Annotated in this window: 18 protein-coding genes; 10 read left to right on the forward strand and 8 right to left on the reverse strand. The window is 72.6% G+C overall.

Annotated features, from left to right (window positions below; translation table 11 throughout):
- Positions 1–150: 150 nt before the first annotated feature.
- Together ftsZ and dnaJ are read left to right on the forward strand one after the other, a co-directional pair.
- Positions 151–1,419: a cell division protein FtsZ gene (ftsZ, locus tag WMF45_RS09350; RefSeq protein ID WP_437298721.1), complete on the forward strand. Its 1,269-nt coding sequence runs from the start codon at positions 151–153 to the stop codon at positions 1,417–1,419.
- Between the two features lie 151 nt (positions 1,420–1,570).
- Positions 1,571–2,656 (forward strand): molecular chaperone DnaJ, encoded by a 1,086-nt coding sequence (gene dnaJ / locus WMF45_RS09355; RefSeq protein ID WP_437716585.1) that lies wholly within the window; start codon positions 1,571–1,573, stop codon positions 2,654–2,656.
- 130 nt (positions 2,657–2,786) lie between these two features.
- Here the strand turns inward: dnaJ and WMF45_RS09360 are convergent, their stop codons facing one another.
- From WMF45_RS09360 to WMF45_RS09380, 5 genes are all read right to left on the reverse strand, one after another.
- The gene (locus tag WMF45_RS09360) at positions 2,787–3,953 is read right to left on the reverse strand and encodes a PrsW family intramembrane metalloprotease (protein WP_437716586.1); all 1,167 of its coding nucleotides are present in this window, start codon (positions 3,951–3,953) and stop codon (positions 2,787–2,789) included.
- A 40-nt stretch (positions 3,954–3,993) separates the two neighbouring features.
- Positions 3,994–4,872 carry a hypothetical protein gene (locus tag WMF45_RS09365; protein ID WP_012234306.1) on the reverse strand — a complete coding sequence of 293 codons (879 nt, stop codon included), beginning with the start codon at positions 4,870–4,872 and terminating at the stop codon, positions 3,994–3,996.
- Positions 4,869–5,108: a DNA gyrase inhibitor YacG gene (locus WMF45_RS09370; RefSeq protein WP_437716587.1), complete on the reverse strand. Its 240-nt coding sequence runs from the start codon at positions 5,106–5,108 to the stop codon at positions 4,869–4,871. Before WMF45_RS09370 ends, WMF45_RS09365 begins: the two co-directional genes overlap by 4 nt.
- A gap of 212 nt (positions 5,109–5,320) precedes the next feature.
- A complete protein-coding gene (locus WMF45_RS09375) occupies positions 5,321–6,745 on the reverse strand; it encodes a trypsin-like peptidase domain-containing protein (protein WP_437716588.1) in 1,425 nt (474 codons plus the stop codon).
- A gap of 127 nt (positions 6,746–6,872) precedes the next feature.
- On the reverse strand, positions 6,873–7,871 hold the full coding sequence (locus WMF45_RS09380) for a hypothetical protein (protein ID WP_437716589.1): 999 nt from the start codon (positions 7,869–7,871) through the stop codon (positions 6,873–6,875).
- 125 nt (positions 7,872–7,996) lie between these two features.
- Between WMF45_RS09380 and tsaB the strand changes: the two genes are divergently transcribed.
- From tsaB to recO, 5 genes are all read left to right on the forward strand, one after another.
- Positions 7,997–8,818: a tRNA (adenosine(37)-N6)-threonylcarbamoyltransferase complex dimerization subunit type 1 TsaB gene (gene tsaB, locus WMF45_RS09385; RefSeq protein WP_437716590.1), complete on the forward strand. Its 822-nt coding sequence runs from the start codon at positions 7,997–7,999 to the stop codon at positions 8,816–8,818.
- A complete protein-coding gene (locus WMF45_RS09390; RefSeq protein ID WP_437716591.1) occupies positions 8,815–9,663 on the forward strand; it encodes a Crp/Fnr family transcriptional regulator in 849 nt (282 codons plus the stop codon). The genes tsaB and WMF45_RS09390 overlap by 4 nt, the downstream gene beginning before the upstream one ends.
- A gap of 216 nt (positions 9,664–9,879) precedes the next feature.
- A complete protein-coding gene (locus WMF45_RS09395) occupies positions 9,880–10,749 on the forward strand; it encodes a tetratricopeptide repeat protein (RefSeq protein WP_437716592.1) in 870 nt (289 codons plus the stop codon).
- Positions 10,750–10,857: 108 nt separating this feature from the next.
- Complete coding sequence (locus WMF45_RS09400) at positions 10,858–11,292, forward strand: helix-turn-helix domain-containing protein (RefSeq protein ID WP_044964367.1); 435 nt, start codon at positions 10,858–10,860, stop codon at positions 11,290–11,292.
- 59 nt (positions 11,293–11,351) lie between these two features.
- Complete coding sequence (gene recO, locus WMF45_RS09405) at positions 11,352–12,071, forward strand: DNA repair protein RecO (RefSeq protein WP_437716593.1); 720 nt, start codon at positions 11,352–11,354, stop codon at positions 12,069–12,071.
- 32 nt (positions 12,072–12,103) lie between these two features.
- On the opposite strand, the gene WMF45_RS09410 is transcribed toward recO, so the two are convergent.
- The gene (locus WMF45_RS09410; protein WP_437716594.1) at positions 12,104–13,276 is read right to left on the reverse strand and encodes a UDP-2,3-diacylglucosamine diphosphatase; all 1,173 of its coding nucleotides are present in this window, start codon (positions 13,274–13,276) and stop codon (positions 12,104–12,106) included.
- 245 nt (positions 13,277–13,521) lie between these two features.
- On the opposite strand from WMF45_RS09410, the gene WMF45_RS09415 reads away from it, so the two are divergent.
- Together WMF45_RS09415 and hemH are read left to right on the forward strand one after the other, a co-directional pair.
- Positions 13,522–13,953, forward strand: coding sequence for a hypothetical protein (locus WMF45_RS09415; RefSeq protein ID WP_437551164.1), 432 nt, complete (start codon positions 13,522–13,524; stop codon positions 13,951–13,953).
- Between the two features lie 80 nt (positions 13,954–14,033).
- Complete coding sequence (hemH, locus tag WMF45_RS09420; protein ID WP_437716595.1) at positions 14,034–14,936, forward strand: ferrochelatase; 903 nt, start codon at positions 14,034–14,036, stop codon at positions 14,934–14,936.
- 16 nt (positions 14,937–14,952) lie between these two features.
- Here the strand turns inward: hemH and WMF45_RS09425 are convergent, their stop codons facing one another.
- Positions 14,953–15,768, reverse strand: coding sequence for an SDR family oxidoreductase (locus WMF45_RS09425; protein ID WP_437716596.1), 816 nt, complete (start codon positions 15,766–15,768; stop codon positions 14,953–14,955).
- Positions 15,769–16,027: 259 nt separating this feature from the next.
- Between WMF45_RS09425 and WMF45_RS09430 the strand changes: the two genes are divergently transcribed.
- Complete coding sequence (locus tag WMF45_RS09430; RefSeq protein WP_437716597.1) at positions 16,028–18,841, forward strand: tetratricopeptide repeat protein; 2,814 nt, start codon at positions 16,028–16,030, stop codon at positions 18,839–18,841.
- A 609-nt stretch (positions 18,842–19,450) separates the two neighbouring features.
- Here WMF45_RS09430 and WMF45_RS09435 read toward each other — a convergent pair.
- Positions 19,451–20,041: a hypothetical protein gene (locus tag WMF45_RS09435; RefSeq protein WP_437716598.1), complete on the reverse strand. Its 591-nt coding sequence runs from the start codon at positions 20,039–20,041 to the stop codon at positions 19,451–19,453.
- Between the last annotated feature and the right edge of the window lie 11 nt (positions 20,042–20,052).

The raw sequence follows: 20,052 nt of genomic DNA on the forward strand, positions 1-20,052 counted from the left end.
TGAAGCGCGGTGTTCGAAGGGGAAGAGGCGCCCCTTCGAATGCCGTCCAGAGCGAGGACGTCCTCGCGCACTGAGGGTTCCGCGCCGCTCGACCTCCGTAGGGGTCGGCGCCGGGCCGAGCGGCTAGCTGTACTTCCCCGGGAGGAGTTCATGAGTTTCTCCATCGAGTTTGCCGACGAGCACACCGGGTACGACGCCCGGATCAAGGTCATCGGTTGTGGCGGTTCTGGCGGCAATGCAGTCAACACGATGATCAACTTCGGCCTCGAGGGCGTGGAGTTCATCGTCGTCAACACCGACGCCCAGGCGCTCGGATCGAGCCTCGCGCCGACCAAGCTCCACATCGGGGCGAGCGTCACGCGCGGTCTCGGCGCGGGCGCCGATCCCGAGAAGGGCCGCAAGGCGGCGCTCGAGGACGTGACGCGGGTGAAGGAGTGCCTCCAGGGCGCGGACATGGTGTTCGTCACCGCGGGGATGGGCGGCGGCACGGGCACGGGCGCCGCGCCGGTCATCGCGCAGCTCGCGCGCGAGGAGGGCTGCCTCACCGTCGGCGTCGTGACGAAGCCGTTCTTCTTCGAGGGCAAGCAGCGCTCGCGCCGCGCCGAGCTCGGCCTAGCGATGCTCGCGGAGCACGTCGACACGCTCATCACGATCCCGAACCAGAAGCTCCTCTCGCTGGGCGACGAGGACCTCTCGTTCGTCGAGGCGTTCCGCAAGGCGGACGAGGTGCTCTATCAGGCGATCAAGGGCATCAGCGATCTCATCACGCAGAACGGGATCGTGAACGTCGACTTCGCGGACGTGAAGACGGTGATGTCGAACATGGGCCGCGCGCTCATGGGCACCGGCTGCGCGAAGGGGCAGGGCCGCGCTCGCCTCGCCGCCGAGATGGCCGTCAGCTCGCCGCTGCTCGACGACATCTCGGTCGAGGGCGCGACCGGCGTGCTCATCAACATCGTCGGCGGCCCCGACATGCGGATGCGCGAGATCGAGGAGGCCGCGACGCTCGTGCAGGAGCAGGCGCACGAGGACGCGAACATCATCTTCGGCGCGACGATCGACGAGAACATGGGCGAGATGATCAAGGTCACGGTCATCGCGACCGGCTTCGACCACCTCGTCGCCGAGGTCCCGCAGCAGCTCGCGAGCGCCGCGCAGCCGCGCGCCACCGCGCACTCCATCGGAGCGTCGCTGGCCGCGGCGGCCGGGCCGATGTCGGGCCGCTCCGCCCCGAGCGCTCCTCCCATGCCCATGACGCAGCGCCAGCCGCACCGGCACGAGGAGGTCGCGTATCCGACCACCCGCCGGCCCGCGCCGCAGGTCCAGGCGGCAGGCGGCAGCCCGCGCGACCGCGCGAGCTTCGTCCCTCCGCTCGACTCCGACTGGGACACGCCCGCGTTCCAGCGCCGGGGCCAGTAGCAGCGCCGCAACCCGCACGGAAGAAGTCCCGGTGCTCAGCCACTGCGGGCGTTCACGCTGTATTACGCGTTGACAGGCGCGCACGACGACTTATGGTCTGCCGGCGCCTGTGCCCGCTGTCGGGCAGGATCGACGCGGCGGTCCACGATTCATGAGTGAAAAGCGCGACTTCTACGAAGTTCTTGGCCTCGCGCGAGACGCGACGCCTGACGACATTCGCAAGGCCTATCGTCAGGCTGCGTTGAAGAACCACCCGGACCGGAACCCCGGCGATGCGTCGGCGGAGGCCCGCTTCAAAGAGGCCACCGAGGCGTACCAGGCCCTCTCCGATGAGGAGAAGCGCAGGCGGTACGACCAGTTCGGGCACGCCGGTCTCGAGGGGATCGGCGGCGCGGCCGACGGCGACATCTTCTCCCACTTCCAGGACATCTTCTCGGAGTTCTTCGGCGGCTTCGGCGGCGGGCAGCGCCGGCGGCGCGGGCCCGCGCGTGGTCAGGACATCCGGGTCCAGCAGCGGCTCTCGCTGCGGGACGCCTTGCTCGGCTGCAAGCGGGAGGTCGTCCTGCGGACGCCGGTGGCGTGCGACGACTGCTCCGGCTCGGGGGCGAAGCCAGGGACGAAACGCAAGCCGTGCGGTACGTGCGGCGGCGCCGGGCAGGTCTCGACCTCGCGCGGGTTCGTGATGTTCACCCAGACGTGCCCTGAATGCTCGGGCGAGGGGTCGGTCATCAAGACGCCGTGCGCCACCTGCAAGGGGTTCGGGGCGGTCGAGAAGACGCGGAAGGTCGTCGTCAATTTCCCGGCCGGCATCGACGGCGGCCAGCGGCTCAGGGTGCCGGGCCAGGGCATGCCGGGCGCCCAGGGCGCGCCGCCCGGCGATCTGTACGTCGACGTCGATCTCGCCGCGGACGAGCGCTTCGAGCGCGACGGGCTCGACCTCATCACGCGGGCGCCCATCTCCTTCGCGGACGCGGCGCTCGGCAGCACGGTCAAGATCGACCTGCCGGACGACACGGTCGTCGACGTCGAGGTCCCGGCGGGCGTGCAGCCCGGCGAGGTGATCTCGGTCAAGGGCAAGGGCGCGCCTCGGATCGATGGTCGCGGGCGCGGAGCGCTCCAGGTGGTCATCCAGGTCGAGGTGCCGCGGAACCTGTCGCCTGCAGCGCAGGAGCTGCTCCGCAGGTTCCAGGACGAGGTAGCCAAGCATCCGCCGGCGGCGAAGGCGGCGACCGCGTAGGTCTGCTGGTCGCACGAGCTCCGGCCAGCGCTGCTGCGGAGACGAGGTCGGGATCGCGCAAGCTCGTCGCGGCGCCGACGCCCAGCGGGCTGGCAGGATTTCTGGCGCCAGGCGTGAGCCGGCGCCGCGTTCAGCGGGTCGTGCCGATCCAGGCGCCCGCGCACGCGAGGCTGAAGGCGATGGGGGCGAGCGCGGCCGCGAAGACGACGGCGACGGGCGCCGCGAGGCCGAGCAGCACCAGAGAGCCCAGGATGGCGAGCGCCGCCGAGGCGGCCGGCTCCAGGACGCTGCCCGTCGACGAGGCCCGGGCGACGAGATAACCAGCGAAGGGGAAGGCCGCGATCGCCGCTGCGACGAGCAGGAGGAGCGGCGCTGCTGCGGCGGTCGAGGCGTCGCCCCGGTCCACCGCCGCGAAGTCGACGCCGAAGCGGTGGCCGAGCGCGATCGCGATCGCGAGCGCGGTCGTCATCACCCCGACCGTGACGAGCGCGCCGAACGCGATCCACGTGAGCGTCACCGGTCGTTCGGTGCGCCTGAGCGCCTCACGCAACGTTCCGAGCGAGGGCGGAGCGATGCGCGGAAGGAAGCGGCGTTCCCTGCGCTGCGAGCTGTGCGGCGACGCGCCTCGGCGGAGCAGGTCGCGGGCGGCGAGGAAGGTCACGAGGCCGGTGCCGAGGAGCACCGGCGCCGCGATGACGAGCGCTACCGGGCGGCACGCAAAGACGATGTAGTCGTAGGCGCCGTTGAGCACCATCGCGCCGAGCCACGCGGCGTTGAAGCGACGGCCGCCCAGCGGCCGCGTGCGCTCGCGGCCCAGCGCGTAGCCCCAGAGCGAGGCGAAGAAGAGGTGCGCCGGCACGGCGAGGAGGGCCCGCGCGATGTCGAGCGGCTCCAGCGGCCGGCCCCACAGGTACAGGGCGTTGTGGGCCGACACGAACCCGAGCGCCGCGGCGGCCGCGTACACGAGCCCGTCGAACGGCTCCTCCACGGCGCGCAGCCGCGCGATCGGCGCGACGGCCGCCACCTTGAGGCCCTGCTCCAGCGGCGCCGTGACCACGAAGATGTAGACGAGCGTGACGGCGTCGAGCGCGCTGGCGACCTTGTCAACGCCTTGCCAGCGCTGGAGGAACGTCTCGATGAGCAGCGCCGGCACGAACGCGAGCGCGCCGAGCAGCGCGGTCGCCACCGCGAACCGGCGCCTGCCATAGAGGCGCTGCGACCAGACGAGGAGCGCGGCCAGCCCTCCGAGCGGCGCTGCGACGGTGGCGAGCCAGAGGAGCGCGGCGGCGGCGTTCATGGGCGCGAGGGGCGGGGCGGTGGAGCTGGCTTCGCTGCGGCTAGAAGTGGAGCCCGGCGACCGCGGTCAGGGCGAGCGCCGAGCCCACGCTGGAGCCCTCGGCCGCGAGCAGATCGGCCTTGGCTTGCTGGGGCGCGGCGGCTCCGCCCTTGATCCCTTCGATCGCGGCCGCGGAGAGCCCCGGCCTTGTCAGCGCCAGGAGCTCCCAGCTCGCGTTCGCGCCGATCGAGAAGACCGGCGACAGGTAGAGGTCGAGCCCCCCGGAGACCCTCCCGTAGAAGCCGCGGATCGCGATGGCGTCGGCCGCGCCGCTCACCGCGCTCTTGACGCTGCCGAGGCCGGCGTAGCCGAAGCCCAGATCGACGTGCGGGTCGAGCTTCCCGAGCGGCAGGTGCATGCCGACCTCGCCGCCCAGGGTGAAGAGCTGCCAGTCGCTGAAGAACCCGACCCGTCCGCGGGCGCCGAGCGTGAAGTACAGGAGCCGGACGCCGGCCCCCGCGCCGATGACGCCCCCGTTGGCCGCGCTCGAAACGAACCCGGCCGTGAAGTCGTCCTCGTCGATGTTGAACGTCTGGAGACCGACGTTCTCGTAGCCTCCCTCGACGTTCAGCCAGACGATCTCGAGGCCGCGCCCCGAGTCCCGCTCCTTGGCCTCGTCGAGGCGTTGCTCTGTGCCGTCGGGGGCGGCGGGCTCCGGCTCGGGCGTGGTCATCGGAGGGGGCGGCGCCAGGCCTCCGGCCTGCATCGATGGATCGTACGGGTTCGGCTGCGCGGCCGCGGCGCCGGCGGGCGAGGCAGCGCTGGCGCCGACGCTCGGCGAGGTCCCCGGGAGCGGCTGCCCCTGCTGAGCCAGGGCCGCGGACGTCATGGAGGCCGACGTGAGAACGGTGAGCAGGCAAAGCGCGCGACGAGCGATCATTCGTCCTCTTCCTGGATGTTCCCGTCGAGCCCGTCGGCTCGTCCCTTCGATTCCAGGGTCTCGGCGTCCCCTGTGGATGAAACGGGCGGGCCAGGCACCCTGTAGCCACCGTCGAGCCAGCGGCCGAGGTCCACCAGCTTGCACTGGGGCGAGCAGAACGGAAAGACCGGGTTCTCGGGCCTGGGCCCCGCCGACTTGCGGCAAATCGGGCACCTCGCGCCTGCCAAAGCTCCCATGCGGCGTAACGTAGCAGCGTCCATTGCGGGCATGTAGGCCGCGCTCGGTGAGCGGTGGGCCCGCGCTCTCCAGCATGTAGCCCGCGCTCGGTGAGCCGTGGGCCCGCGCTCCCCAGCATGTGGCCCGCGCTCGGCGGGCGTGTGGCCAGCGCTCGGTGAGTGTGTCGCCCGCGCTCAGCGCGCTGGACCGAGGTCGCTGGAGCGATGCCAGCTCAGCGCGCCGGGACCGCGAGGTAGCGGGGCGCCCCGTGGCGCCGTACCCGCAACAGGAGATCCTGGTGTGCCGCCGCGCCCAGGCGCGCGGTCAGGTCGGCGCCGCCCCGCACCGGCGCGCCGTTCAGGTCGAGCACCACGTCGCCCACCTCCAGGCGGCCAGCCGCAGGGCTCCGAGGCGCGACCGACTCGATGCGCGCTCCTTCCAGGGCGTCGCTCGCCAGCACGCCGAACGGCGGCTGTTCGGCGTCCCTCGGCGCGCGATCCTCCAGCGCGCGCCAGCTCGACGACGGCTCGTGGGGGGCCGAGGGATCGAGCTTCATCGTCGCGCGCCGGTCGGCGCCGTCGCGCTTGTAGATCAGCTCCACCTCGTCTCCCGGCTTGGCTCGCCGGAGCATGCGCGCGAGCTCGCGCGCGTGCTCGACGCGGCGCCCCTCGACCGACGTGATCACGTCGCCCGGCCTGAAGCCCAGCCGCGCTCCGGGGCCCTCCGGCTCGACCTCCGTGATCAGCGCGCCCATCCGCCCTGGCAGCCGGAGCACCCGCGCGAGCTGCGGGGTCACCTCCTGGAAGCTGATCCCGATGCGCCCTCGGTCCACGCGGCCCGTCTCCCGCAGCTCGGGCAGGATCTCGAGCACCTCGTCGATCGGCAGGGCGAAGCTGATGCCGCGGCCATCGGCGTGGATCGCCGTCGCGATGCCGATCACCTGCCCCGTGGCGTCGAAGAGCGGCCCGCCGCTGTTTCCCGGGTTGATGGCGGCGTCGGTCTGGAGGAAGCCGTCGAGGCTCCCCGTGCCCATGGGCCTCGACGTCGCGCTGATGATGCCCCGGGTCACGGTCGGTCCGAGCCCGAACGGGCTCCCGATCACGATGACGCCGTCGCCCGGCCGGACCGGCGCGCTCGATCCGAGGGAGGCGACCCGCAGCGACCCCGCTCCGAGCAGCTTCAACAGCGCCACGTCGAGCGTCGGATCCCGCCCGACCACGGTCGCCTCGAAGGCGCGCTCGTCCGAGAGCTGCACCTCGATGCCGAACGCGTCGCCGATCACGTGATCGCTCGTCAGCACGAGCCCTTCTTGGGCGATCACGAACCCGGATCCGATCGCCCGCTCCACCCGCTGCACACGGCCCTCGAACGGGAGCGCCGGGCCCGCGCGCCCGTCTGGAAACGAGGGCGCGCGCAAGGTGGTGATGGTCACCACCACCGGCCGCACCTGCTCGATCAGCGCAGGCAGGGTCATCGCGCCGCGGGCCGCTGGCGGCTCGGGCGGCGATTCCGCGCGCAGGACCGAGCACGGCGCGCTCGCCGCGCCGCGGAGCGATGGAGGGGGCGAGAGGGCGGCTGCCCGGTCGTCGCAGGCAGCGAGCGGTGCGGTCCCGAGGAACCCGACACACGCCCATGCGGCAGCGCGGAGCCGTCCCACGGGCCGGACGTAGAGCCTCGAGGCGCGACCGCAAGCGCGCAAGGACCGCCGCTGGAAAGTGCTCCGCGCCGCGGCCGAGCTGCTCCGTGGGCCGGACGAGGAGACGCACGCGCGGTCCGCTGGCCGCTCAGCCAGGAGGCGCGCCTCGCGCGGCCTCCGTGCGCACCACCTGGACGACGACCTCCACCAGGCGACCGCCGGGCTGGACGAACGATGCCTTGCCGCGCCCCCCTTCGAAGCGCCACGCCAGATCGGCAGGGGCGCCTGTCTCTCCCGCGCCTTCGCCGACGCGGACGACGGCGCTCACCTCCAGCGTCTGCTTCCCTGCCGTCACGGCGCCCCGCGCCACCGCGAACGTCCCGCCGCCGAGCAGCGCGATCGTCCGCTTCGCCAGGTTGCTCAGGTGTCGCGCGGGCTCTTCCCCTCCGGGCTCCGGACGCCACGTCGCGATGTGCCCGGCGTCGTCGATGTCGATCACGAAGCGCGCCTTCCCCGCGCTTCCGGGCGGGAGCGTCGCCCAGCTCGGATCCGCCTGGCACGCGGGCGGGATGGCCCTCGTGAAGGCGCGCCCGAGGTTGCGCACAGCGCTGACGCCGGCCGCCCCGAAGTCGCCCTCGCCGTCCTCTCCGGCGCCAGCGCTCGTCCGCGCGGCGGCGGAGCGCGCCGGTGCGCCGGCTTCCCCGTTCGCCGCGGGCTCCCGGCGTCGCTCTGCGGGCCGGGGCGTCGCCTTGGGCCGGGGCGTCGCCTTGGGCGGGGGCGCTGCCGGGCCGCGCGACGCGGCCGCCATGGGCGGCGCCGGCTCGCCGCCGGCCTCCGCGGTGCGCTCTGCAGGCGCCGTGGGCCGGCTGGCATCGGCCGGAGCGCGCGCCGTTGGCATGCTCGTCGGCTCGCCGCGCTCGCCGGTCTCGTCGCGCCCGCCGCGAGCGTCGCTCGGGCGCGCCGCGCCGCCGCTGCCCGGCAGCGCGGCCGTGAGCCCGGTCCAGAGATCGATCGGCTCGCGCTCCGCCGCTGGCCCGACGGGATCGCTGGCAGGCACCTCCGGCCCGAGCCGCGCCGAGCTCCACGCGCCCAGATGGACGAGCGCCGATACGAGGAGCGCCGGCAGCATCGCTCGTTGATCGCGCATCGGCTCGCACCCCGCCCTTCGGCCCCGTCGGACGGACAGCGGCCCCAGCGCCTCGCCGAAGCTCGTTGCCCTTGGCCCGAGGTTCTGCCAGACAGCATCGCGGCTGCAACGTTCCCGAGCGCGCCTTGAAGCTCCTCGCCCTCTCGACCTCGACCCCGCGCGGCAGCGCCGCCCTCTTCGAAGCAGCGGACGTGGACCTGCACGCCGAGGCGGCGGCGTCGCGGGGCGGCGCGCTTTCCACCGCCGGCCTCGCCGCGGCGCCGGCGGCCGGCGCGCGGCTGCTCGCGGCGACGACCTACGCCGACCTGCACGGGCACGCGGAGCGCATCTTCGGCGCCGTCGACGAGGTGCTCGCCGCGGCAGGCCTACCGGCCGCGTCGGTGCAGGCGCTCGGCTGCGACGTGGGGCCCGGCTCGTTCACCGGGGTCCGGGTGGCGGTCGCGGCGGCCAAGGGCGTCGCGCTGGCGCTGGACGTCCCGGTCGCCGGCGTCACCTCGCTCGAGGCGATGGCCGCCGCCGCCTTCGCCGCCGGCGCGGCGAGCCCCGGCGATCTCCTGGTCCCGCTGATCGACGCCAAGAAGGGGGAGGTCTTCCTGGCCGCCTTCGATGCGCCCGCGGCGGCGCCTTCGATCCCGCCGCGCCACCTGCCGCGCGACGCGGCGTTCGATGTCGTGGCCGGGCTCGCCGCGGGGCGCCGCATCGTCGTCGTCGGCGCCGTCGCCGAGGAGATCGAGGCGCTCCGGCCGCTCGCCGCGCGGGGCGACGCCCTGGATTTCCCCGACGCGACATGGATCGGACGCCTCGCGATCGACCGTCTCCGGGCGGCCGCCGCGGGCGGCGAGCGCGGGCCCGCGGCGGCCCCGCACGATCCAGCGCTCCTGGAGCCGCTCTATGTGCGCGCGCCGGACGCGAAGCCGGCCGAGCTGGGATACACTCCGCCCCGATGATCAGCTCGCCTGAAGGGGACGGCGTCGCACCCGACGCGGAGCGCGAGGCCTCGAGCCCCAGCGACGCGGAGCGCGCTCCGCCGCCCGCCGCGGCAGCGGAGCCTGCTCGCTCTCCCTCCGTCCCCGCCGCGTCGCGCGAGGAGCCCGCCGCGCTGTCCGCCCGCGTGGAGTCGGCCGAGCCGGTGCCCGATCCCGAGCGGCTCCGCGCCCGGTTCGGCCGCCCGTTCGAGGCCGGCGACGTCATCTTCCGCGAGGGCGAGCCCGGGACCGAGGCGTACCTCCTCGAGGAAGGGCGGGTCCGGCTCATCAAGAAGGTCCGCGGCGCCGAGCGCAGCCTGATGGTCCTGAAGCCCGGCGATCTGTTCGGCGAATCCGCGCTCCTCGGCGGCGCGGCGCGCTCGTCGACGGCGATCGCGCTCTCCCGCGGGGTCGCGCTCGCGCTCGATCAGGGCACGCTGCAGAACCTCGTCGAGCGCAACCCGGCCGTCGCGATGCGCATCATCAAGCAGCTCGTCGGTCGGCTCCGCGACGCGGAGGACCAGATCGAGATCATGATGCTCACCGACACGCAGTCGAAGGTCGTGAACGCGCTCCTCAAGCTCGCTCAGCAGTCGCGCGCCACCGGCGGCGCCGCCTCGAACGGCGCCTCGTTCGCGATCTCGCCGATGGAGCTATCCACCCGCGTCGGCCTCGACGTGGACACGGTGAAGCGCGCCGTCCAGCAGCTCCGGGAGGGCCAGTACCTGCGCGTCGCTGACGAGCGCCTCGAGATCCCCGATATCGAAGCGCTGCGGAGGTTGTTCGGCCTGCTGGGTCTCAAGGACGAGATCCGTGGCGAACAGTGACGAGCAGGAACCGCCTGCGCCACCATCCTACGCCGACCCGACAACTGCTGGAAGCCGAATCGGGATCCTGAGAACGCGCCGCGTCTTCCAGGGAGATTCGCAGGTTGACGTGACAAGCGGCCTGGTTTACTCAGGGGTCCCCGCAGGGCAGGCGAAGTCCCGTCCTGACAATGTGCCGCGCCGCGGCATCGTTCGGCAGCGGATTCAAGATCGCACATGACCTCGCAGCGACACAGGACAGCAGCGACCCGCGCGGGGTGCATCCGCGGCGCGGCTGCTGTCGTGTCGATGGGGTCGCTGTTGTCGTTTGCGTCGTTTGCGTCCGTTGCGCTGCTCGCGTCGTGCGGCGGCGCGCAGCCCTCGGCGCAGACGAGCGACGCACGGTCGCTCGCGGAATATGATCTCGCGCGCGACTCGTTCCAGCGCGGCCGCCTGCGCGAGGCGCTGGCGCACGTCGAGCAGGCGCTCTCGCACGACGAGGACAACGCCGAGGCGTCCTATCTAGGCGCCTTGATCCTCCTCGGCTTCTGCGCGGGTGATGCTCACTCCAGCGACTGCCGCTTCGACAGCGCCGAGAAGATGGCGCGGCGGGCTCTCGAGGCGAACCCGGAGATGCGGGACGCGAAGAACGCGCTGGGCGTCATCCTCGTGCATCAGCGGCGCTACGACGAGGCGATCGCGGTGCTCAAGCCGCTGACCGAGGACATCCTGTACGCCTCACCGGAGAAGTCGTGGGGCAACCTGGGCTGGGCGTACCTGCTCAAGGGCAGGAACGACGAGGCGATCGACGCGCTACGCCGCGCGATTGCCGCGCAGCCGCTCTTCTGCGTGGGGCAGTACCGGCTCGGCCTCGCCTACGAGAAGCGCGGCGAGCTCGATCTGGCGCGCGAGGCGCTGACGAGGGCGGTCGAGACCGACCAGCCGGAGTGCACGCGGCTGCAGGACGCGTTCGACGCGCGCGCCCGCATCGCCGAGAAGAGGGGGCTCGTGGACGACGCGCGCGCCGATCTCGAGCGGTGCCGGGAGATCAACGCGACGACGCCCGTGGGGCAGCGCTGCGCTGCACAGTTACAGACGTTGCAATAGGGCCTCGGCGCGCCGCTCTCCGAGAAGTACCGCGGGGTGCGCTAGGGGGTTGAGCAACGGTTCTCAGGGTGAGTAGAGTGACGACCGAATGACGATGGGTGGAATGGGATGGAGTCGATCGGACGCTACCTGAGACGCACGCGTGAGGCCCGGGCCATGAGCGTGGAGGAAGTCGCCCGCGCCACGCGCATCCCGGTGATCTCCATCGAACGAATCGAGGCAGATCATTTCGACGACCTGCCTGGCGAGGTGTTCGTCCGGGGGTTCTTGAAGGCGTACGCTCGCGCGGTCTCGCTCCCGATGGAGGAGGTGTTGGCCCGATACACGGCGAGCCGCCGGATCGCGCTGGTGACACCGCTGCCCATCGCGGCGCCCGCGCGCCGCACCCAGAGCAGGCGCTTCGGGGTCGCGATCGCGTTCGTGTTGCTGCTCATCCTCTTCACGCTGGCGCTCAGCATCGTGCTCAGGCCCCGCGGCCACGACATGCCGCCGGAGCTGTCGGAGGGCACGCTCGCGAGGGCTCGTACCTCCCTCTCGGCCTGAGGGCCAAATTTTCGCCGGGCGCTCGCGCGCGGTTCGCGCCATAACCGCCGGTACCTGCCATGCCTCGATCGGTTCGCCCGCGGACGGAGCGCCTCCGGACCGGGGCGCTTCTGGTCCGGCGTGTACCTTTCGGTGAGGCCGACCTCCTGGTCGGGCTCTTCACCGAGCAGGGGGGGCTCATCTCTGCCACGGCGCGCGGAGCGCGCCGCTCGGCCAAGCGCTTCCCGGCGCTCGAGCCGATGCACCTGCTCCGCGTGAGCCTGGAGATCCGTCCGGGCGCGGAGCTCGCCCAGCTCACGGAAGCGGCGATCGAGCGCCCGCGCCTGCGCCTCGCGGGGGATCTCGGGCGCCTCGAGGTGGCCGGGCGCGCGCTGCGCTGGGTGCGGGAGATCGCGCCGGCGCACACCGCCGAGCAGGCGGCGTGGAGCGAGCTGAACCAGCTGCTCGACCGCCTCGACGAGGTGTCCACGGCCCCTCCCCAGGCGCTGCTCGCGGAGACCGGCCTTCGCCTGCTCGTCGCTTTCGGCTGGGGCCTCGAGCTCATGCAGTGCGTCCGTTGCGGGCGCGCCTGCGACACGACGCAGTCGGCCTGTGCCGACCCGGCGCGCGGCGGCCTCGTCTGCCGGGCCTGTGGCGGCGGTCCTGTCCTGCTGCGGCCGGAGCCGAGGGAGCGGCTGCTGGCAGCGATGCTCGGCGGCGCGCCGATCCCGGAAGAGGACGTCCCGCTCGCGCTCGACCTCGTCGAGGGCGCGCTCACCGCGCACGCGAGTGGCGGCTAGAGCCGCGGGCACCCGCGTCTAGCGGGTCGGAGTCACGCCACGGCTCGCCAGAAGCGGGTCATCGCGCGCGGCGCTTCGGGCGGCCCCTCGATCTCCACGTAGGGCCGGCCGGGCGCGGCGCGAGGGAACGAGAAGCTCCCGGTGTTCGCGTAGCCGTCGCCGAGCGCCTCGCGGTGCGTGTGGCCGAAGACGACAAGCTTCGCGCCGGTCGTCCTTGCGACGCGGCCGGCGCTCTCGGCCAGGCGCTCAGCGACCGTGCCGGCGTAGCGGTTGTGCCCGCTCGCCCAGCTCGTGCCCATCAGCAGCGCGCCGAGCCCGAGCGCCGCGGCGCCGGTCCCCCGCGCGCCGAGCCCGAGCGCCGCGATCCCGGCGCCCATCGACAGCGTCGCGATCACGCGATCGAAGTACAGCCGCGTGAACGTGCGCGCCGCGCTCTCCAGGGTCGGCGTGGCCCCGAGCCCGACGAGCGCGTCCGCCATCGCGCGCGGCACCCCGAGCTCGTGCGCGAAGCGCTCCATGGCCGCGGCGCCCACCGTGGCCTCGCCTCCCGCGCGGTAGAGCGGGCCGCTCTTCAACATCGCGCCGATCGCCGCGTGGAAGTAGCGGTAGATGACGTAGGGCGCGCGAGGGCCGTACCAGGTGAACGCCGACAGGAACAAGCTGAGCGGCGTCTGATCGTTCGCCTGCAGATAGCGGTGCGCGCCGGTCGGCGCGATGAACTCCTCGACGAAGTGAACGCCGAGGCTGCGCTCGCCGACCACGAGCGGGTGAGCCGGGGCGTTGTCCGGATCGTACAGGTGGCCGTGCTCCAGATGGATCGCCCCCTCGCGGAAGAACCAGGGCGTCGTGCGGATCCGCGACCGGGCCTCGCCGGTCACCTCGAGGGCCTCCGCCAGCGCCACCGGGAAGTCGGGCGCCCCGACCTCGGCGTCGTGGTTGCCACCCGCCAGCCAGAGCTCGCCGCCGCGGTCGAGGTGCTCGGCGAGCGCCGCCCGCGCGGTCGGGTGCGCGAGGAGCGCCTCGCGCAGCGCACGCGGCCGGGGCATCCAGGGCGACTCGGAGGAGAGATCGAACAGATCGCCCGCGACCACGATGCGTGCCCCCCGGTGGGCCTCCACGAACCGGGCAAGATCGGCGGTCACGTCGCGCGGCGTCTGGCGCACGAGATGGAGATCGGCGAGCACGACCGTGCGGCGCTGCGTCATAACCTTCCTTATTCATCACGTCCGTCCTGGCGCTGCAACTCGCCGCCAGCCGCGCGATCTCGGCGGGTAGCCATGTGGAGGAGGGCTGCCCACCGAGCTCAGCGCTCGTCTGTCACATCCGTAACGCTCGCGTCGCGGCCCGATCTCGCTGCCGGGATGCGGTGCTTCATCGCTTCATCGCTTCATCACCGTCATCGTTGCCGCGCGGCCCTGGCACGGGCTCGACGCCTGCGCCGCTGCGTCCCATGCAAGCAGGCATGGAAGGCTCGGCGCGGACGCGACCCTCGGCCCAGCGGGTGAACGGTGGACTGCTCGCAGAGATCACCCGTGCCCTGAGGGGCAAGGACATCGAGGCCCTCTCCCGGATCTACGCGGAAGACGCCGTGATCGAGGAGGTGAGCAGCCGCGATCCGCCGGCCCACCCCAGCGTCACCAGCGGCAGGCACGCGATCCTGGAGCGGCTCAAGAGCGACCTCTTCCGCGATCCGGTCTCGGGCTGGGAGCGCCAGCTCGACTCGACGGAGATCCTGGACGGAATCGAGACCGACGAGGGGCTGGCGTACATGGAGGTGCGCGTCTATGCGGCCGGCGATCGGGTCGTCGCCCAGCACCTGGCCCGCAAGAAGAACGGCCTCATCGGCCACGATCGCGTCGTCGTCGCCTGGGACGCGGACTGAGCCAGCGCCAGCGAGCGGCGGCGCCCTCACGCGCCGGCGAGGGCTGCGCTGCGCGCGCGGCGCCGATGTAGAGTAGCGCCGTGACCACCGCCGTCCTCCTCAGCTGCCACGGCACCGTCGAGCGGCTCGACGATCTGCCCGCATTCGTCACCAACATCCGCCGCGGCAGGCCCGCCCCGCCGGAGGTGATCGACGAGGTCCGCCGCCGCTTCCAGGCGATCGGCGGCTCGCCGCTCATGCGCATCACGCAGGCCCAGGCGGACGCGCTCGCCGCGAGGCTCGGTCTCCCGGTCGCCATCGCCGGGCGCCTCTGGCACCCGTATCCGGCCGAGGTGCTCGGCGCGCTCCATCGCAGCGGCGTGAAGCGCGTCGTCTCGCTGCCGCTCGCGCCGCAGTCCGTCGACGTCTACCACGCCGTCGTCCGCGAAGCGGCCTCCGAGCAGGGCGGCATGGAGGTCCGGTGCGTGCCTGCGTGGGGGCTCGAGCCGGCGCTGATCGACGCCTTCGTCGAGGTGATCGACGAGGCGCTCGCGCGCATCCCCGAGGAGGGCCGGGCGAAGGTGGCGGTGATCCTCTCGGCCCACAGCCTCCCGCAGCGGATCATCGCCGCCGGAGATCCGTACGAGCGTCAGTTCCGCGCGATGGCCGCCGAGGTGGAGCGCCGCATCGCCGCCCGCGGAAACCCGGTGCTCGTCGCCTTCCAGAGCCAGGGCATGACCGGCGACGCCTGGCTCGGTCCGGATCTGCGGTCGACGTTCGACGGCCTCGCCGCGCGCGGCGTGCGGGAGGCGCTGATCGCGCCGATCGGCTTCGTCGCGGATCACGTCGAGACCCTCTACGATCTCGACGTGGAGGCGCAGGTCTTCGCCCGTGAGGCGGGCCTCGCGCGGCTCTCCCGGGCGCCGGCCGTGAACACGCGGCCGCGCTTCATCGACGCCCTGGAGGCGCTCGTCCGGCGCGAGCTCGCGCCGGCCGCGCCGTAGGCGGCGCCGCGGCGGTTCAGCCCCCGGCGGCGCGGCGCTTTCGCGGGAGCCTCGACACGGTCGCGCGGAGGAGCCCCGGGGCGTGCCTCGAGAGCGATACCCCGAGCTTGCCGTGGGCGGTGACGATCACCTCGGCGCGCCCCGCGGCGATGCCGTCCATGATCTGTCGCGCCGCCGTCTGCGCCGGCATGACGAGCCAGGGCGGCACGGGATCCGGGGCGCCCTCGTGCAGGTTGCCCGCGTTGTCGATCTGGCGGATCTCGCTCGCCACGTACCCCGGCGCGACGTGCGTGACCGCGACGCCCTCGGCCTGGAGCTCCGCGCGCAGCGTCTCGGCGAGGGCGCGCACCGCGAACTTGCTCATCGTGTAGGCGCCCACCGCGGGGACCGCGAGGTAGCCGAGGACGCTGCCGACGAGCGCGACGCCGCCGCGCGATCGCTTGAGCTCCGGAAGCGCGGCCTTCACGGTGCGCAGCGCGCCGAACACGTTGGTCTCGAACTGCCGGCGGAAATCGTCGAGCGCGAGCTCCTCGACGCGCCCCGCCACGCTGAACCCGGCGTTCGCGATGGCGATGTCGAGCCGCCCGAACGCCTCGCTCGCCTGCGCGACGGCGCGCTCCACGTCGCCGTCGCGCGTGACGTCGCACGGGGTCGCGAGCGCCTCGCCGCCGGACCGCCGGATCTCCGTCGCGAGCGCCTCGATCCGCTGGGCCCGCCGCGCCGCGAGGACGACCCGGCCGCCGCGCCGGGCGACCTCCCGGGCGAGGGCCTCGCCGATCCCCGACGACGCGCCCGTGATGAGAACGACCCGCCCGGCGAGCTTGCTTGCCATGGACGCCCGCATACCACGATCGCGGGAGCGCGCGCCCTGGCGCGCCCTCGCGCGCTCGCTCATGCTCGGCCTTTCGCCGTTCGGTCGCGCCGGTGGCGTCGGTTACGATGGCCTCACCCGGCTCGACCGGGCGCCGCGTCTCAGCGTAGGTTTGCGTTCGTTTTGCGTAGATTGCGTTCGTTTTGCGTAGGTTTGCGTTCGTTTGCGTGCGGTCGTGCACGATTGACGAACGGTCGCGCACGGTTGCGCACGGGGTGACATGCGAAGCCACTCGATCCGCCGCTCTCTTGCCGCTCTCCTCGTCGCCGCCGCCTGCGCGGCCCCCGCTCCCGCCTCCGGCGAGCCGTCCCCCTCGCTTTCACGCGCGGAGGCGCTCCTCGCGCAGGGCGACTACGCGGAGGCTGAGAAGGTCGTCCTCGGCCTCCAGGGCGGGAAAGAGCGCGCCGCGGCGCTGCTCGCGAAGGCGCGGATCGAGCTGCTCACGGGCCGCTACGACGACGCGGCGAAGACGGCGAAGGCCGCCGCGGCGCTCGGCAAGGAGGCGCGGATCGCCGCCGCGCCGCTCCGGGCCCAGGCGCTGGCGCGCCGCGGGAAGATGGCCGAGGCGATCGCGGCGGTGCGCGAGGTGGAGCGGGAGGACGAGGCCCGCCGCGCGCGGCTCGTGCTCGGCGAGCTCCTGATCGAGTCGGGCAAGCGGGGCGAGGCGCGCGCGCCGCTGATGACGATCATCGACGACTACAACGACGACAAGATCACCGCGAGCGACGCGGAGGGGCTGTCGCTCGTCGGGCGCGCGGCGCACCTGCTGCGGAGCGCGCGCGACGCGAACGACGCGTTCAACGCGGCCGAGAAGGTCGGCGGCAAGCAGCGGGTCGAGACGTTGCTCTGGCGGGCCGAGCTGTTCCTCGACAAATACGACCCCGGCCACGCCGGGCAGGTCGTGAAGGAGTCGCTCAAGCTCGCCCCGAAGGATCCGCTTTGCCGCGTCGCCATGGCGCGCGTCAAGCTCGAGAGCGCGATGGACTTCGGCGGCGCCGACAGCGAGGTCGCGCAGGCGCTCTCCGTGAACCCGAACCTCGCGGAGGCGTATTTCGTCCGCGCCGGGCTCGCGCTCCGCGACATGGACATCGACGCCGCGGACGCCGCGGCCGACCGCGGGCTCAAGGTGAACCCGAACGACCTCGCGCTGCTCTCGATCAAGGCGGCGGGCCGCTTCCTCGCCGACGACGCGGCCGGCTTCGAGGCCATCAAGGCGAAGGTGCTCGGCCTGAACCCGGAGTTCTCGCGGTTCTTCCAGATCGTCGGCGAGTTCGCGGAGTGGGAGCATCGCTACGACGACATCGTCAAGATGATGGGGGAGGCGACGCAGGTCGATCCGAACGACGCGAAGGCGCACGCCACGCTCGGCCTGAACCTGATCCGCGCCGGCGACGAGAAGAGCGGCGTGCTCTCGCTCCAGAAGGCCTGGGACAAGGACCGCTTCAACGTGCGGGTCTTCAACACGCTGAACCTCTACGAGAAGGACATCGCGGCGCAGTACGTGACCGTGGAGGGGCAGACGTTCCGCGTCCGCTACCACAAGCAGGAGCGCGCGATCCTCGAGCGGTACGTGCCACGCATGCTCGAGGAGGCCTGGGGCTCGATGGTGAAGCGCTACGGCTTCACGCCGAAGGTCCCGGTCTCGATCGAGCTCTACGCGTCGACGGAGAACTTCAGCGTCAGGACGAGCGGCCTGCCCAACGTGGGCATCCAGGGCGTCTGCTTCGGCCAGACGCTCGCGGCGTTGAGCCCGGCGGCGGGGGAGTTCAACTGGGGGAACGTGCTGTGGCACGAGCTCGGGCACGTCTTCGCGATCCAGATGTCGAAGAACCACGTCCCGCGCTGGTTCACCGAGGGGCTCAGCGAGTACGAGACGATCGTGCGGCGGCCCGAGTGGCACCGCGAGGAAGATCCGGCGCTGTTCGCCGCCCTGAAGGGCGGGAGGATCCCGGCGGTCGACGGGTTCAACCGGGCGTTCACGCACGTCGACGACATCGAGGACGTGACGATGGCTTACTTCGCGGCGAGCCAGATCGTGGTCTTCATGGCGGGCGAGTTCGGCTTCCCGAAGGTGGTCTCGATGCTGCCCCGATGGGCCGCGGGCAAGCGGACGCAGGAGGTGGTGAAGGAGTCGCTCGGGATCAGCGCGGAGGAGCTCGACCGGCGCTTCCGTGCGTGGCTGAAGCCCCGCCTCGAGCGCTACGAGAAGCAGTACGTCCCGGATCTGCACGCGCCGCCGCTCGACGAGGCGCGCAAGGCGGCGGCGCGCGCTCCGAAGGACGCGAAGCGGCTCGTCGAGCTCGCGCTCGCGCTGTTCGATGACGGGCAGCGCCAGGAGGGCGAGGCGGTGCTCGCCGAGGCGCTCCGGGTCGACCCGAAGCAGCCCGACGCGACCTACCTCAAGGTGCGGGCCGCCTTCGCCGAGAAGAAGCCCGACGAGGCGGCGAGGCTCTTGAGCAAGATGATCGCCGACGGGAACGACGGCTACGTCGTGCGGATGAAGCTCGCCGATCTCGCCGAGCTGAAGAAGGACGCGGCGAAGATGAAGGCGAACCTCGAGGCAGCGTCGCGCCAGGATCCCACGCAGGCCGAGCCGCTCCAGGGGCTCTACGACCTCGCGCGCCGGCAGAAGGACGCGGCGGGCGAGCTCTCGGCGCTACGCCGGCTCGCGCTCCTCGACCAGCACGATCGCCGGGTCTGGCGGCGGCTGCTCCGGCTGCTCGTGGAGCGCGGCGCGTGGGAGGAGGCGCGCAAGGTCGGCGAGGGCGCGATCTTCGTCGACGTGGCGAACCCGGAGATCCACCGGCTCTATGCGCGGGCGCTGGCGCGCACGGGGCGGCACGTGTCGGCGATCTACGAGCTGAACAGCGCGCTCCTGTCCGGGCCGAAGCCGGGGGACGCGGCGGAGATCTATGGGGAGCTCGCCAAGGCGTACGCGAAGATGAAGCGGGACGACTTCGCGAAGCAGGCGATCGAGTACCAGAAGACGATGAAGGGCGCGTCGCCGCCTGCGCCGCGGGCGATGCCGGATTGAGGCTCGGGGCTCGGGCTCGGGGCGAGGGGAGGGGTGGGGATCCCGGCTGCACGCGCCGGAGGGGGTCTCCGCGCGGCAGGGTGCGGGTGGGCGCTCGGCCATCCGTCGAGGCGGGAGCGCGGAGCTTGCGCATGGACCACCGCCCGGCATGTCTCCCGTCGGGTTTTGCCTCCTGGGACGTTTCGTCGCGCGCCACACAAGGCGCGCCTGAGACGTAGAGCCCTCCGGGACCTTATGGCACCTCGGTCGGTGCTCGCCGCGCCCACCCGCACCCTGCCGCGCGGAGACCCCCTCCGGCGCTCGCGTGGTGCCAGAGCAAATCGCCGCGCGCTGGGTGAAGATGCGCGGGGTCCGGCCCCGCAGGCGGACCGGAAACGGTTACGGGGACGCAGCTGGGAGCCCTCGCGAACCGGAAACGGTTGGGAGGAGGCAGGGAGCCTTCGGCGAACCGGAAACGGTCGCCAGTACCGCCTTACTTGATGGCACAGCGCCTTCTGAAGCCTGGCTGGCGATTTATGCGACAGGCTCTGGTGTGTCGTCTGCCGCTCCGGGGCAGACGCTGCTGGGCGAACATTTCTCCACGGCCGATTCTCACCGCGCGGCAAGCAGTCATGCGCTCGACGCTTCCTCTTGCGCGGAGCGCGGGGCACCGTCGCTTGCCGCCGGCTCGGCGGTTGCTTGCTCCCGCTGCTTCCGCACCGCGCGCGCGATGAGGGGCGCCCAGCGCGCGAGGCCCTCCAGGCTGAGCTCTCCCTCGCAGTACATCCGGTACCACTCCTGCCGGACGGAGACGATCTCCTCGCCATGGCCGAGCTTGAGCCGCTTCAGCATGGTCTGCGCGCGATCACGGAGCTCGGGCGGACAGCGATCGGTCAGCACCATCTGGCACGAGGGGAGGATCACCTCGAACCAGCCGTCTCCGACCTCGAATGGATCCAGCACATGGTCGGAGCGGAGCGCGCTCTTGCTGCTGTTGATCCACGCCGCCGCGTAGCGGAAGTTGGCCCATTCGTACGCGAGGCTGGGATCTTCATCGCGCGAGATGAAGTGGTCAACGGTCCCCGGGGTCGAGAGCCACATCGCGGTGTAGCCGCACAAGCCCTTGAAAGCTGCCCGGAGGTCGCGCGCAGCGCGCCGCCAGTAGTCCGGCATCCTCTTGGCGCCGCCCTCGGCGAGCCGCCGCTGGCCGGGCTTTCGCACTCTGACATCGA

The organism is Sorangium sp. So ce448 (assembly GCF_051520915.1).
Lineage (GTDB): Bacteria > Myxococcota_A > Polyangia > Polyangiales > Polyangiaceae > Sorangium > Sorangium cellulosum_B.